The sequence below is a fragment of the Bordetella sp. 02P26C-1 genome (assembly GCF_009763255.1).
Taxonomy (GTDB): Bacteria; Pseudomonadota; Gammaproteobacteria; order Burkholderiales; family Burkholderiaceae_B; genus Bordetella_A.
Genome location: NZ_WSJB01000022.1, coordinates 267,025 through 281,163 on the forward strand (window position 1 = coordinate 267,025; position 14,139 = coordinate 281,163).

Annotated in this window: 12 protein-coding genes; 6 read left to right on the forward strand and 6 right to left on the reverse strand. The window is 59.4% G+C overall.

All coding sequences use genetic code 11. The features are described from left to right. Positions 1-68 precede the first annotated feature (68 nt). Complete coding sequence (locus tag GOQ28_RS13900; protein ID WP_160356875.1) at positions 69-479, forward strand: PaaI family thioesterase; 411 nt, start codon at positions 69-71, stop codon at positions 477-479. A gap of 69 nt (positions 480-548) precedes the next feature. Here the strand turns inward: GOQ28_RS13900 and GOQ28_RS13905 are convergent, their stop codons facing one another. Further along, positions 549-989 carry a BPTD_2524 family lipoprotein gene (locus tag GOQ28_RS13905; protein ID WP_160349438.1) on the reverse strand — a complete coding sequence of 147 codons (441 nt, stop codon included), beginning with the start codon at positions 987-989 and terminating at the stop codon, positions 549-551. Positions 990-1,115: 126 nt separating this feature from the next. Here GOQ28_RS13905 and GOQ28_RS13910 point away from each other — a divergent pair, with 126 nt between their 5' ends. From GOQ28_RS13910 to GOQ28_RS18660, 5 genes are all read left to right on the forward strand, one after another. Continuing rightward, a complete protein-coding gene (locus GOQ28_RS13910) occupies positions 1,116-3,011 on the forward strand; it encodes a S9 family peptidase (RefSeq protein ID WP_160356876.1) in 1,896 nt (631 codons plus the stop codon). Between the two features lie 33 nt (positions 3,012-3,044). After that, positions 3,045-5,135: an alpha/beta hydrolase family protein gene (locus GOQ28_RS13915; RefSeq protein ID WP_236844350.1), complete on the forward strand. Its 2,091-nt coding sequence runs from the start codon at positions 3,045-3,047 to the stop codon at positions 5,133-5,135. Positions 5,136-5,245: 110 nt separating this feature from the next. Next, complete coding sequence (locus GOQ28_RS13920) at positions 5,246-7,879, forward strand: penicillin-binding protein 1A (protein ID WP_160356877.1); 2,634 nt, start codon at positions 5,246-5,248, stop codon at positions 7,877-7,879. Between the two features lie 112 nt (positions 7,880-7,991). Further along, positions 7,992-9,164 carry a PepSY-associated TM helix domain-containing protein gene (locus GOQ28_RS13925; RefSeq protein WP_160349441.1) on the forward strand — a complete coding sequence of 391 codons (1,173 nt, stop codon included), beginning with the start codon at positions 7,992-7,994 and terminating at the stop codon, positions 9,162-9,164. Continuing rightward, positions 9,161-9,373 (forward strand): hypothetical protein, encoded by a 213-nt coding sequence (locus GOQ28_RS18660; protein ID WP_236844351.1) that lies wholly within the window; start codon positions 9,161-9,163, stop codon positions 9,371-9,373. The genes GOQ28_RS13925 and GOQ28_RS18660 overlap by 4 nt, the downstream gene beginning before the upstream one ends. On the opposite strand, the gene GOQ28_RS18775 is transcribed toward GOQ28_RS18660, so the two are convergent. From GOQ28_RS18775 to GOQ28_RS13945, 5 genes are all read right to left on the reverse strand, one after another. Beyond that, positions 9,357-9,572, reverse strand: coding sequence for a hypothetical protein (locus GOQ28_RS18775; protein WP_336603779.1), 216 nt, complete (start codon positions 9,570-9,572; stop codon positions 9,357-9,359). The genes GOQ28_RS18660 and GOQ28_RS18775 overlap by 17 nt on opposite strands. A gap of 80 nt (positions 9,573-9,652) precedes the next feature. After that, positions 9,653-10,726, reverse strand: coding sequence for an AGE family epimerase/isomerase (locus GOQ28_RS13930; RefSeq protein ID WP_236844352.1), 1,074 nt, complete (start codon positions 10,724-10,726; stop codon positions 9,653-9,655). Between the two features lie 172 nt (positions 10,727-10,898). Beyond that, complete coding sequence (locus GOQ28_RS13935; protein ID WP_160349469.1) at positions 10,899-11,111, reverse strand: hypothetical protein; 213 nt, start codon at positions 11,109-11,111, stop codon at positions 10,899-10,901. A 322-nt stretch (positions 11,112-11,433) separates the two neighbouring features. After that, positions 11,434-11,658 carry a hypothetical protein gene (locus GOQ28_RS13940; RefSeq protein ID WP_160356879.1) on the reverse strand — a complete coding sequence of 75 codons (225 nt, stop codon included), beginning with the start codon at positions 11,656-11,658 and terminating at the stop codon, positions 11,434-11,436. Positions 11,659-11,786: 128 nt separating this feature from the next. After that, positions 11,787-14,117, reverse strand: coding sequence for a hypothetical protein (locus GOQ28_RS13945; RefSeq protein WP_160356880.1), 2,331 nt, complete (start codon positions 14,115-14,117; stop codon positions 11,787-11,789). Positions 14,118-14,139 lie beyond the last annotated feature (22 nt).

Here is a 14,139-nt window from a genome sequence, read left to right on the forward strand (position 1 = left end):
CGGATATGCAAATCAGAATATCATGCACATGACCTGACGATGTCAGAGTAAATCCGTAACGAAGAACCATGACTGCACAGAAAACTGATTATTTTGGCTTTACGATCCCGCTGATGGAACTGATGGGGTTGATCCCCGAAACCATAGCGCCTGGTCATGCCCGTACCCGCCTGCCGATGCGCCCGGAACTGACCAACAGCCGGGGCGTCGTGCACGGCGGCACCATGATGAGCGTGCTGGATTTCACGATGAGCGCGGCCGCGCGTGGGCATCAGCCGGACCTGGGCATGGCCACCATCGATATGACCACCAGTTTTCTCGCGCCCGGCGAAGGTGATCTCATCATCGAGGCCCGGGCGTTGCGCGTCGGTGCGTCGATTGCGTTCTGCGAGGGCGAAATTCGCAACACCGCGGGCGAATTGGTAGCCAAGGCTTCGGCTTCCTTCAAGGTGTTGAAAAGTCACCCGGGTGGGGATTGAACGTTCCCCACGACAGGCGCGGCCTCGCGGGGCCGCTGCCTGTGAATTGTCGCCTCCTAGAGCACCCGCCTAACGTTTCGAGCGTTCTTCGGGCACAGGGTCGCTCGGCATGTAAGTCGAGCACGACGGCACCTGATAGATCGCTGCGGCGCGCATGGCACGCACCGCGCCCGCATTCCAGATACCGCGCCCCCACATCGCGATATCGACTCGCGTCTGACGGTCGCCCTCGCCCTTGATGTTCATCCGCGCGACATCGTCGCCCGTAAACGGCGCCTCGACGCGGACCAAGGCTGTGCGGCTCGCGTCGTCCACCGTGCCATGCACCGTATAGGCTTGCCCTTTACCCCGTAGACAACGCTCCGCCTGCTCGGTCACGGCCTGATACACCGAACGGTAGTCCGACTGCACCGTCACACTGTCGCTTGGCGTATTGCCCCCGGAAGAAAGCCCGGTCGAGCAAGCGGCAAGGGTCGCCACCGCCAATGCGGCTACTGCAAATCTCATCATGATCGCTCCCATATCGTGGCTGCGATTATCCCGCAATCGCCCCATTCCCCGCCAGTTCGACGCCTGTGCCCGGCTATGGCATGATCGATCAGTCCCGTTTAGGCCCAGGCGACCAGGAGATCCGAATTGTCGAACACCCGCAAGCAAACCTTCAACGCGCAAGTCGAATCGGCCCCGCGCGTGCCGAAAAAGTATCCGTTGCAAGACTTTTTCCGCAACCCCGAACGCGGTTTTTTCCGCCTGGCTGACGACGGCAAAACCTTGGGATTCATGCAACCCGTGTCGCTGGATGGCCAGCCCGCGCGTATGAATATTTTCGTGCAGGCGCTGAACGATGCCGAGCCCATTGGCGAGGCACGCCGGCTGACCAGCGAGACCGCGCGGGATATCAGCAATTTTTTCTGGAAAGGCAACGACATCGTCCTCTATCAGAAGGACTTTGGCGGCGATGAAAATTTCCACGTCCTGGCCGTCAACGCTCGTACGGGCGTGGTGCGTGATCTGACCTTGTTTGATCATGTGCGCGCTGGCATCGAGGACGACCTGCCCGATGACCCGGACCACGTGTTGATCAGCCATAACCACCGCGATCCGCAGGTGTTCGATGTCTACCGCGTCAATGTCCACACCGGTGCGTCCGAATTGGTCGCGGAGAATCCCGGCAATGTCGTGGGCTGGCAAACCGACCATGCAGGCAAGGTCCGCGCGGCCATTACCAGCGACGGATTGGAGACGACCCTGCTCTACCGCGACGAGGAATCGTCTGATTTTGTGCCTTTGATCACGACCGACTATCGCACCAGCGTGAGCCCGGCATTGTTCACCTTCGATGATCGCAAGCTCTATGCGCTGAGCAATCGCGGTCGCGACAAGCTCGCGCTGGTGACCATCGACCCGGCGCGGCCTGACGAGGAAACCGTGGTCTTTGCCACCGACGAGGTGGACCTGGACGCTGTGGGGTATTCACATAAACGCCGCGTGCTGACGGTCGCGGGCTACCAGACCGATAAGCCAAAACGCCACTATTTCGACGCCGAAACGGAAGCGCTGTACCGGCAACTGGAAGCGAAACTGCCCGGCTACGATGTGGCCATCCAGGGCATGAACCGCGAGGAAGACACCTTTATCGTGGCTGCCTACAACGACCGTACACCCGGCGCGCGCTATGTATTCCAGGCCACTACGGGCGCGCTGCATAAACTCGCTGAGATCAATCCGGCGATTCCCGAGGCGGATATGTCGCCGGTGCAGCCGGTGCGTTATGTCAGCCGAGACGGGCTGGAGATTAACGGTTATCTCACGCTGCCCGCGGGACGCGAACCCCGCAATCTGCCGTGCATCGTTAATCCGCACGGCGGCCCTTGGGCGCGCGACGGCTGGGGCTATAACCCGGAGGTGCAGTTCCTGGCGAATCGCGGTTTTGCCGTGCTGCAGATGAATTTTCGCGGCTCCACCGGCTACGGCCGCAAATTCTGGGAAGCGAGCTTTGGCCAGTGGGGCCTGGCGATGCAGGACGACATCACCGATGGCGTGCGCTGGTTGATCGAGCAAGGCATTGCCGACCCGGCTCGCATCGGCATTTATGGCGGCAGCTACGGTGGTTACGCCACGCTGGCGGGGATTACGTTCACGCCCGATCTATATGCCGCAGCCGTGGACTACGTGGGCGTATCGAATCTGTTCACCTTCATGAATACGATTCCCCCCTACTGGAAGCCGCTGCTGGACAAAATGCACGATATGGTCGGGCACCCCGAACGCGATCGCGAGCGCCTGGAGGCGACCTCGCCCGCCCTGCATGTGGATCGGATCCGTACACCTTTGCTGATTGCGCAAGGCGCGCAAGACCCCCGTGTCAACAAAGCCGAGAGCGATCAGGTCGTGCAGGCGCTGCGAGATCGCGGTGTCGAAGTGCAGTATCTCGTTAAAGAAAACGAGGGCCATGGTTTCCATAACGACGAGAACAAGTTCGAGTTCTACGAAGCAATGGAAGCATTCTTTGTCACACACCTCAGGCCCTGAACCGGCCTGACGGTTCCCACGGAATAAGCATCGATGACCACGTCTCAGTATGTTAAATCCACGCCCAGGCGTGGCAGCGCTTCATGGATGGGTCGGCGCATTGCGGCCCGGATCGGGATGGGTGCTGTCCTTGTTTGCGCCAATGTAGCTACGCTACACGCGGCGGTGGACCCACGACCGGGCGAGCCTGGTCATGATGCCGCGCTCTACGAGGCGGGCAGCGCGCCTGTCCCCAAAATCTACCCGCTACAGGATTTTTTCCGCAATCCCGAGCGCGACTTCTTCCAGCTGGCCGACGACGGCAAGACGCTGGGATACATGCAGCCCGTGTCACTGGATGGGCAGCCAGCGAGGATGAACATCTTCGTTCAGGCACTGGAAAACGCAAAACCGGTTGGCGAGGCTCGCCGGCTCACCAGCGAGACGGCGCGCGATATCAGCTTCTTTTTCTGGAAAGGCAACGATATAGTCCTTTATCAAAAGGACTTCGGCGGCGACGAAAACTTTCATGTAGTCGCGGTCAACGTGCGCAGTGGCGCGGTGCAGGACCTCACGCCGTATGACGGCGCCAGCGCAGTGATCATAGATGATCTGCCCGATCACCCTGACCATGTGTTGATCCAACATAATCATCGCGATCCGCAAGTTTTTGATGTCTACCGCGTGAACGTCCACACCGGTGCCTCTGACCTCGTGGCACAAAATCCCGGCGATGTCATCGGCTGGGTCACAGACCATGCGGGCAAGGTTCGCGCCGGAGTTTCCAGCGATGGTTTGAATACCACTTTGCTTTATCGAGAAGATGAAGCCACTGAGTTCACCCCTCTGATCACTACCGATTACCGCACCAGCATCCAACCCCACCTGTTCACCCCTGATAATCGCAAGCTCTATGCGCTTAGCAACCGCGGGCGCGACAAGCTTGCGCTGGTCATCATCGATCCCGCGCAGCCTGAGGAAGAAACCATCGTCTTTGCCATCGACGAGGTCGACTTAGGTGGGGTGGGATATTCGCCCAAGCAGCGCAAGCTCACCCACGTTAGCTACCACACCGATAAACCACATCGTCACTTTGTCGACCACGAGACCGAGTCGCAGTACCGGCAGCTAGAACAAAAATTGCCTGGCTACCATATCGCTCTGATCAGCGAGAACCGCGAAGAAGATACTTATATCGTCGCCACCTATAACGACCGCACACCCGGCGCGCGCTATGTATTCCAGGCGACTACGGGCGCGCTGTACAAACTTGGTGACATCAATCCGGCCATCCGCGAGGTGGATATGGCGCCCGTTGCGCCAATACGTTATGTCAGCCGCGACGGCCTGGATATTCACGGCTACCTCACCTTGCCGGCGGGCCGCACGCCGCGCAACCTGCCGTGTGTCATCCATCCGCATGGCGGCCCGTGGGAGCGTGACTACTGGGGCTATGACGCCGAAGTCCAGTTCCTCGCCAACCGTGGGCTCTGCGTGCTGCAGATGAATTTTCGCGGGTCCACCGGCTACGGCCGCAAATTCTGGGAAGCCAGTTTCGGCCAATGGGGCCGGGCGATGCAGGATGACATCACCGATGGCGTGCGCTGGTTGATCGATCAAGGCATCGCCGACCCCGCTCGCATCGGTATTTATGGTGGCAGCTACGGCGGCTACGCCACGCTGGCGGGGATTACATTCACCCCCGATCTGTACGCCGCAGCCGTGGACTACGTAGGCGTATCCAATCTGTTCACCTTCATGAACACGATTCCTCCCTACTGGAAGCCGATGCTGGACAAAATGCACGTTATGGTCGGACACCCGGAACGTGATCGGGAACGTCTGGCGGCCACCTCGCCGGCGTTGCATGTGGACCGTATCCGCACCCCATTGCTGATCGCGCAGGGCGCGAACGATCCTCGGGTAAACAAAGCCGAAAGCGATCAGGTGGTGCAAGCGCTAAACGCGCGAGGTGTCGAAGTGCAATATCTGATCAAAGACAACGAGGGTCACGGCTTCCAAAACGAAGAGAACAGATTCGAGTTCTATGCGGCGATGGAGGCATTCTTGCGCATGCACCTCAAGCCAGACACCGAAAGCGTGCTTCACGCAGAAAGTGGGGACGCAGCCACGGACATACAATAGCTGAGCCAGGCCAGAGCGCCAGCGGGGCCTGACCGCCCTGCCACGTTTGGTTACGGAAACCAAACTGAGCAAGGACGTGTCTATAGGCTTCTGGCCTAGAATCAGCAGCAATGACTACCCCTGAGAATTCCAAGCCCACGCCTCGGCGTGGCATCAAGCAATTTTTCCGCCAACGCATCGTGGCCCAGATCGCCGTGGGTTTGGCGGGTTTGTGCGTGTGCGGCGCGGTATTGATCGGTCTGGCTGTGGCCCTCACGTGGCCCAACCTGCCCGCGTTGCACGCGATGACGGATTACCGTCCTAGCGTGCCGCTGCGCATCTACACGGCCGACGGCGAGTTGATCGGCGAATTCGGCCAAGAGCACCGTAATGTCGTGCCGTTCAACGAAATCCCTGACGTCATGAAGCACGCGCTTTTGGCGGCCGAAGACGACGATTTTTACGAGCATGGCGGCATCGACTGGATGGGTATGGCGCGCGCCATGGTGACCAATTTGCTGCACATGTCCAAATCGCAGGGCGCCAGCACCATCACCATGCAGGCGGCGCGCAATTTTTATCTGTCTTCCGAAAAGACGTATTTGCGCAAGTTCTATGAACTGCTGCTGACTTTCAAGATTGAATCAGAGCTCACCAAGGACCAGATCCTGGAGCTCTACATGAACCAGATCTACCTGGGGCATCGTTCGTACGGATTTGAGGCTGCTTCTCGCACTTACCTGGGCAAGCCGCTGGCCGAAGTAACGCCCGCGGAAGCCGCATTGTTGGCCGGCATCCCCAAGGCGCCTTCGCGCTCGAACCCGATTACGAACCTGGACCGCGCGGTGACCCGGCAACACTATGTCCTGGGCCGCATGCAGGCGTTAGGCTATCTGACGCCCGAGCAAGCGCAGCAAGCGCGCGAGCAACCGCTGAAGATCCGTGGCAGTGAGGGCGCCGGGGACAACGAACTCAACGCGCGTGGCGAATATCCCGCTGAATTGGCCCGACAGATTATCTACGATCTGTTTCAAGACGGCGCCTATACCCGAGGCATCGACGTCTACACGACCATAGATTCCAAAGCCCAGCGCGCCGCCTATCAAGCTGTACGTGAGGGCGTGCTGGACTATACGCGTCGCGCGGCGTATCCCGGGCCCGAGGGGCAAGTCGAGCTGCCGCCCGGCATTGAAGAAGATGTGCAAGCATTCGAAGAGGTGCTCGACAATGTGCAGGACGAGCACCCCGACCGGGCCGATTTGCTCACCGGCGTCGTTCTGTCCGCCAGCCCCAGTGAGGTGGTCGTTGCGCGTAGCGCCAAAGACATCGTCAAGGTTTCCGACAAGAAATCCTTGGCCGTCATCGCCCGCGCGCTTTCGCCGCGCGCCAAAGAGCAACTGCGGATTCAGCGTGGGTCCATCGTGCGTCTGCATCAGACGGGTGATCATTGGGAAATCCTCAATACCCCCACGGTGCAGGCCGCACTGGTCTCGCTCGCTCCCCAAGACGGCGCCATCCGCGCCATGATCGGGGGGTTTGACTTCTATAGCGGATCGTTCAACCGTGCCACGCAGGCGTTTCGTCAGCCGGGCTCCACGATCAAGCCGTTCGTCTATGCCGCTGCCCTGGAGCGGGGGCTGACGCCAGCGACGCAGATCTCCGATCAGCCCTTTGTCCTGACGAACGGCTCGCGTACCTGGGCGCCCAAGAACGATGGCAACGACTATCAGCCCATGCAGACGCTGCGCCAAGCGCTGTATCGATCCAAGAACATGGTGTCTATCCGTATCTTGCAGGCCATCACGCCGCAGTATGCGCAAGATTATCTGACCCGATTTGGATTCGAGAAAAATCGCTGGCCGGCCGTGTTGCCACTGGCACTGGGCGCGGGCGGGGCCACCCCGCTGCAGGTCGCTGATGCCTATGCGGTCTTCGCCAACGGGGGCTACCATGTGCCGCCCTACCTGATCTCCAAAGTGACCGACCGTGCGGGCAATGTATTGATGCAGGCGCAACCCGTCACCGCGGGCGATGAAACCGCGCGCGCAATCGACCCACGCACGGCCTGGGTGATGGACGATATGTTGCGCGGAGTGGCGAGCAAAGGCACCGGCGCGCGCGCGGGGCGCACGCTAAAACGCAGCGATCTAGGCGGCAAGACAGGCACCACCAACGACGCTGTGGACGTCTGGTTCGCCGGCTATACGCCCGAACTGGCGACCGCGGTGTGGATGGGATTCGACCAACCGAAGTCGCTAGGCAGCAACGCGTTCGGGAGCGGTCTGGCATTGTCGACATGGCTGGATTATTCCAAGCCCGTACTGAAAAACATGCCAGAGCAACCCCGCCGCGCCCGTCCAGACGGACTACTGGTGGCAGATGGCGAATACTATTTCACCGAATTCCCTCCCGGACAGGCCGTTGCGGCTCTGGATCTGCCCACGGGCGATCAACTGACGGATTTCCTGAACAACATGCGACCTGCCGACAATAGCCCCACCCAGGTTCGACCAATGGAAGGCGGAGAAAACGGTATGTCGCAGGTCGCTCCGCCCTCCGCTGGGAACCAAGTGCCGCTTGCCGGCACGGTGCCGCAGCCTCCATCGGCGCAAGTTCATCCCGCTGCGCCGGTCGCTGTGGCACCCGCGAGCCCCCCGGTCGCCCCCGCTGATAGCCAGCCAAGCCGCGAGAATCATCTTCCACCAGGGGTGCGGAACGAAGCCTTGGCGATCCCCATTCCGCAGGCACCTCCTCCGGCGCGATGAACTAGGCGGCGCTCCTGTGCATTCCGTTACCAACCCCTGACGGAGTCTTGATAAGAATAAGTATTATTCGTGCTATCTTTGCGTTTTTGGGTCTCTACGAACCATAACGCGCATGCCGGCCGCCGCCACGATCAAAACCTGGTACCTCATCCACAAATGGACCAGCCTCGTCTGCACGGTGTTCTTGCTGGTCATTTGTTTGACCGGCCTGCCGCTGATTTTCCATCACGAGATTGAGGATCTGTTCGACGATGGCAAGCCCGTTGCCGAGCTGCCTGCCGACACGCCACGCGCCAGTCTGGATAAGGTCGTCACAGCCGCCAGGGCGCTGTATCCCAAGGAATATGTGGATTACGTCTACCTGGACGACCACGAGCCGCAGGTTTGGGTGGGCTTTGTGCCCGAACTCGGGACCGCCGTGGAAAAGGGCCATGCCGTGCGCGTCGATGCCCGCACGGCCGAGGTGCTGCATGACGCCCCGCCCTATTCCGAGGATCGTTTCTCCTTTATGGGGATCATGCTCGCGCTGCATGTGGATTTATATGCGGGTCTGGCGGGCGAGCTGTTCCTGGGATTCATGGGCCTGCTCTTTGTGATCGCGATCGTATCGGGCGTCGTGCTGTACGGTCCGTTCATGAAGAAGTTGGAATTCGGGACCGTCCGGGCTGCGCGATCCACCCGATTAAAGTGGCTGGACCTGCATAATCTGCTCGGCATCGTCACGCTGGTGTGGGCGTTCGTGGTCGGGCTTACCGGGGTCATCAACGAACTGTCCACGCCGTTATTCCGCCTGTGGCAGTCGACAGAACTGCCGCGTATTCTTGCCCCCTATCAAGGCCGCAGCGTACCTACGGAAGTCGCATCGGTGCAAAGCGCTGCCGATACGGCATTAACCGCGCTGCCCGGTCGCGAAGTGTCCTTCATCGCTTATCCCGGTAATCTCTATGGCAGCCCGCATCATTACGTGGTTTGGCTCAAAGGCAACACGCCGCTGACATCCAAACTCAACACCCCCGTGCTGGTCGATGGCGTCAATGGCGAACTCAGTGCGGTCGCGCGCATGCCTTGGTATCTGACCGCACTGGAGATATCACGCCCGCTGCACTTTGGCGACTATGGCGGCATGCCGCTAAAAATTCTGTGGGCGTTGCTCGATCTGATCACAATCGTCGTGCTCGGCAGCGGTCTTTACCTCTGGATCGCGCGTCGCAAGGCGAATAACGCCCGCGTCGCCGAACTGATCCGCCGTCATCAACTCACTGCCGCGCAGTCGTCCGCCACATGAGTACGCATCGTCGATTTTGGTTTGTGTGGGGATGGCCCATCGCGTTGGGGTTGCTCAGCATTTTTGGACTGCTTGCGGCTTTATTGGGAACAGGCCTCTGGCACTGGGCGTCTTGGCTATCCTTTAGCGCGCTACTTGCGTTGATTGTTCGCTATTGGTGGTTTCCGCCAGCAGAGCGATCGCACACGCGCATCAAGGCGCGAGTTTAAACCCCAGGTCCGTACCCCATTTATCGGTTTCCCGCAGCCATTTGGATTCACAGGCCAGGCAACGATAACGGTCTTCCCGACAGCCTTCACGCCCTCGCTGTGAAGAATAGATAAAGCCCTGATGCCCCAGATCGGCATGTGGTTTGATTCCGGACAGGCCCGGCATAATCGCCTGGCACGCTGGACACATAATGCTCATACCAACCTCTTTACCGTAATTGGCAAAGTGTAAGCGATCCTCCCAATTATTGACAGGTTCCGTCGATTATTAGCCGGGCGTCATTGCGATTCGGGCAGCGCCGCATAGCACGTCGCCAAGTGATAAGGCGTCGTGGCAGGCATATCGGCACGGACGAGTTGCCCCTCAGAGTCCAGGCATTCATGCCAGCCGCCGGCATGCAGGAAACGCTGTTGGAATTGGGTCAAGTGTATGGACAGCGCCGACCAATCACCCAGCACGGCCAGATAGCGCGCATATTCCGCCTGTGCCCAGATTCGTTGTGTTGGGTCGCTAATGCTTCCGTCTTCGCGCAGGGCCGCGCATACGCCCGAACTCTTAGGCATCACGCCCCGCTCGCGTGCCCAAATGCATCCACGCGGCAGTGTCACCGGCAACACGAGGTCGGCGAAGACTTCGGGTGCGTTCGCAAGAAGCGCATACCATTCGAACTGATGGCCGGGTTCGATAGCATTATCGACGGCTCGTGTTGGAGCTTCGGTAATGCATAAGGCCGAGGCATGCAGAAAGGTATCCGCCACCTCTTGCGCGGTTCTGCGCAGTTTCTGAGCAAACCAAGCCGGTTCGGCAACCCTTGCAGCAGCCAGATAGGCCTCGGTCAAGTGCATGATGGGATTCTGCGCCGGGCCGGCCATGACTTGTGTCCAATCCGCCGACATCGCCGCTTGATAAGTGCCATCGGCCGTGCGAAATTGGCCCTCGATCTGCTGCGCGGTCTGCAGCATGACTTGCCGCGCGTCGGCGCGGTGACAGCGGTCAAAATACGCAGCGCAGGCAAATACGATGAACGCGTGTGTGTAGAGGTCTTGCCTCTCGTCCAAGGGACGTCCTTCGGCATCGACGCTATATCGCCAGCCGCCGTGCTTGACGTCGCGGAAATAATGCAAGAGTGCGTCGAAGAGTCTCGCCGCATGCGCGTGATAGTCCTCACCTCGCGCGGTGGCGTACACATAGAGCTGTCTGGCACATGCCATCGCCCGATACCGTTGCACCGGCAACGGCTCACGCACATCGCCGCTGAGCGACTCGTAGGGCAGCCCCAGACTTGAATTGAAACCAGAGCCCGTCCACATAGGCAGAATCACGTCGTCGAAATGACGACGCAGCGAGGACATCGTACGGGAAAGCTCTGCGGATAAGGAATTGACCATCGGGCCAGGGGTGCGTGCTGCGCGCGCAATAAATCACAAAGTAGCAACGATAACTCAGATGCACACAAGTCAACGTTGTCAGACTCAAAGTCACTACTACTTATGCGTGCTAGCCGCCCCCTGCCGAATGCCTACATTAACGAACCAGATTTTCTTCTAGCCAATCTTGGGCAAAAATCTCTGCGCGGTCTCGTGCTTCATGCAACGATGCGCAGTCGCCCAAATAGGAAAAGGCGGCATCCACTTCGGTGCCTCCCTCAGCCGTTACCGTCAGCAGTACTCCATATCCGCCGGTATCCATGGCTGCCGTGGATACGTCGATCAGGACTTCCTGGTCATGATGCTGCATGCTTCCTCCCAGTCGGTTATCCAAACGCGTGAATCCACGCGCGACTTCGGCGGGATCCAGGCATACAAAAATTGGACTCGTCTTAGTCACGCAAGTTCATCTTACCGGTTAAGTTGGTCATGACCGCGCTCAAACCATAAGGAATCGTGACGAAACCTGCTGGGAGATTCCCTAATGGCTTGCAACACTGCTGCGCTGGTATGTACTGGCAAGTCAGCGACGGGTGTGTGCTAAAGACAGAGCAATACCCGACAATCCCACCTGAATCGAATCAGCGGTCATATCGGGGCATGGAACTAATAAAGACGGCGTTGTCCGCGAACTAAGACAAATGAATTGCGTCAGGCCCCGCCATACGCAATGAGAGCCTGCCTTTTTCGGTGACCATCAGCCTGCCCTGTTCGCTTTCGGTCACACATGACAGGAGGATCAGGCCTTCCCGGACGTTGGACGGAACGGCATCCGGGGCCAGACCGGTGTCGCGCTCGGCGGCGATAAGCTGCAGCCAATGAGCGAGTTCGCCCTGCTTTACATTGATACGTGGCATAGCGACGTCGTTGAAGAATGGTGACGCAGACCTATACGATAGCACGATCCTAGGGTTTTTACTTAGGGCGGCGCGCCATGCCCGCGTATCAAGCGTCTTAACATGAAGGCGGATCGCGGGTCGTCCATTCACGCGTCAACGGGATAATGGTGCGCCCGCCGCAATACGCTGGCCGCCTCGCGCTGAGCCTCAGTTATAAAGGCTTGAGCAGCGCGCCGCTTTCTATGGGCGGTTGCATTCAAGACCAAGTGGGCCTCAGCCCCCGCAGCAATCAACACCGCAGCAGCCTGACGGTTGCGGGTGATCACCGCATCCATGAGCGCCATGACCGAATCCGCGCCTGCTTGGATTAAGGTCCGGGCTAGCCGCACGTCGCCGTCTTTTGCCACGTCGATGAGCGCGTCCACGGTATAGACCCCTCCCGCGATCAGGGAGGCCAAAACAGCGACGCCTTCTTCGTCTTTTGCGAGGCTCTCCAACACCGCACGCGTCGGCGCATTGCTAACCGGCGCGCTGGCAGTTGTACTAGTAGGCTTTGCGGCACCCGTGCCGCGTGTATCGGGAACCCGCGCACCCCCGCGCAGCGCGCCAAGTTTGGTCTGCCCGGTTTCCACAGCCTGCATAAGGGCTATCGACGGGTCGGCTCCGAGTAATATCAACGTCGCCGCGGAGGGACTGTCCGTGTTGATTGCATGCATCAATGCAGTATGCAGGTTGACCCCAGCGTCGATTAACGCACGAGTCGTTGAGATTTCCGCGGCATCAATGGCGTACACCAACGCGCGGGAACGGTCAGCACCCGCGGCGAGCAGTGCGCTAAAGAGCGCCTTTTCTCCACGGACATACGCCATACATAACAGACTGCTGCCATCGCCCCCCCGGGGGATCAGTATCTTGAGGACATCAGCCAGTTCGTCTGGCTGCATCTCGCACAACACCTCGATTTCATCCAAGCGCCCCATGTCTACCAGGCGTCCCAGGAGCTCAAATTTGCCATTGAGAACCAGCATCCGAAACGCCTGAACCTTATCCATGCCAGCGCGAAGCAGCATTGCTGCCTGCGTCAAATCATCACGATTAAGCGCCGCCTGGAAATGCACCTCTGGACTCGCGCCGGCGGCCAGAATCAGCTCCAGCGCCGCACGGTCGTTCTGTTTCACCGCCATGGTCAACAGCATGCCCGCCGACTCGTCTCCGCGCGGTTTCTCAATCAACGTCTTGGCGTTGCACCAGTTTCGCGAGCTCAGACGCAACGTGAAGAGCTCAAAGAAATCGTTTGGAGCCGGCTGTCTGATTCTGAACATCATCCGACGGCAGGCGTCGGGGCCCAAACGCACCAGGCGATCGGCCACCTTGAACACGCTGGCAATGACGTCCTCGTCCGCTGCGTCGCCCAAACGCGACAGCAGCTCCACCGCCTCAAAGGTAGCTCGATCCAGATTTTGAGAAATCGCGCTGCCCTTCGTGGCCGTCATCCTGGTGCCAGTATCCGCCCCGGCTACAATCAACTGGATCATATCCAGCCAACGTGCACTACCTGCGGCAGCGATGAGTTCCGTCTTTGCGTTCGCGCCCACTGCGATCAGCAACGCTAAAGCTGCATGATCCCGTGCCGACAGACAATCACATAGTACCGTTGACGTATCTGCGCCGGATTCGACCAAACATTTCACGGCACGCACGTCACGCGCACCGAGCAAACGCTGATACGCTGGCGTCGCGTTTGCTCCGGCAGCATGCAACACGCTGGCGGCCTTGACGTTGCCGCTGGCAGCCAGCGCAACGAATGCCTGAGTTGCCTTGGCCTGTGCACCAATCAACAGCTTCACGCGGGCGACATCACCCTGCTGTGCCAGCCGTTGCAACGCTGCCGTGACATCCATGCCCGCGTCGATCAAACATCGTGCCCCCGCTGCGTCATTATTCTGCAATACAGACATCATGACGGCCTCGCCATCTGCTCCCATTAGCAGCAGTGCGCGCGCCTGCACGGTGGCATCACTGGCCACTGCCGATGTGAGCGCGACAGAAAGATTAGCTCCAAGAAATACTAGCACCTTGATGGTATGAGAGTATGGCTCAGCAGTGTGGAGCTGGCGACTCACTTCGTCCAGCAGCGCGACAGAAGGATCTGCCCCCACCTTGATAAGCAGACCCGCCGGCTCAACGGCTTCGCGTTGTGCGAGTCCACAAAGCGCCGCGTTCAGATCCGCACCAGCTAGGACAAGCGCCCTCACGCACTCTACATCGCCCAGTAGCGCGGCTTCAATCAAGGCAGTCTCAAGGTCTCCTTTTGCCTCACGCAACAATCGCGCCACACGATCTGGGCAAGAGTCGGCTTCGGTAGCCTGCGTGCTGCCGGGGACTTTAGTGGATTGTGGGGTGAATGGGTCTGAGGCGGAATGCGCGTCTCGCGCCAAGGCAGCGGCCCAGGTACGGGACAAAAAATCGACGTTCATATCAGGTGAAACAAGACAGAGG

Excerpts from the sequence above, each read along its gene's own strand:
- GOQ28_RS13900 (WP_160356875.1), top strand. The coding sequence starts at position 69 with ATGACTGCACAGAAAACTGATTATTTTGGCTTTACGATCCCGCTGATG.
- GOQ28_RS13905 (WP_160349438.1), bottom strand. The coding sequence starts at position 989 with ATGATGAGATTTGCAGTAGCCGCATTGGCGGTGGCGACCCTTGCCGCT.
- GOQ28_RS13915 (WP_236844350.1), top strand. The coding sequence starts at position 3,045 with ATGACCACGTCTCAGTATGTTAAATCCACGCCCAGGCGTGGCAGCGCT.
- GOQ28_RS13920 (WP_160356877.1), top strand. The coding sequence starts at position 5,246 with ATGACTACCCCTGAGAATTCCAAGCCCACGCCTCGGCGTGGCATCAAG.
- GOQ28_RS13925 (WP_160349441.1), top strand. The coding sequence starts at position 7,992 with ATGCCGGCCGCCGCCACGATCAAAACCTGGTACCTCATCCACAAATGG.
- GOQ28_RS18660 (WP_236844351.1), top strand. The coding sequence starts at position 9,161 with ATGAGTACGCATCGTCGATTTTGGTTTGTGTGGGGATGGCCCATCGCG.
- GOQ28_RS18775 (WP_336603779.1), bottom strand. The coding sequence starts at position 9,572 with ATGAGCATTATGTGTCCAGCGTGCCAGGCGATTATGCCGGGCCTGTCC.
- GOQ28_RS13930 (WP_236844352.1), bottom strand. The coding sequence starts at position 10,726 with ATGTCCTCGCTGCGTCGTCATTTCGACGACGTGATTCTGCCTATGTGG.
- GOQ28_RS13935 (WP_160349469.1), bottom strand. The coding sequence starts at position 11,111 with ATGCAGCATCATGACCAGGAAGTCCTGATCGACGTATCCACGGCAGCC.
- GOQ28_RS13940 (WP_160356879.1), bottom strand. The coding sequence starts at position 11,658 with ATGCCACGTATCAATGTAAAGCAGGGCGAACTCGCTCATTGGCTGCAG.
- GOQ28_RS13945 (WP_160356880.1), bottom strand. The coding sequence starts at position 14,117 with ATGAACGTCGATTTTTTGTCCCGTACCTGGGCCGCTGCCTTGGCGCGA.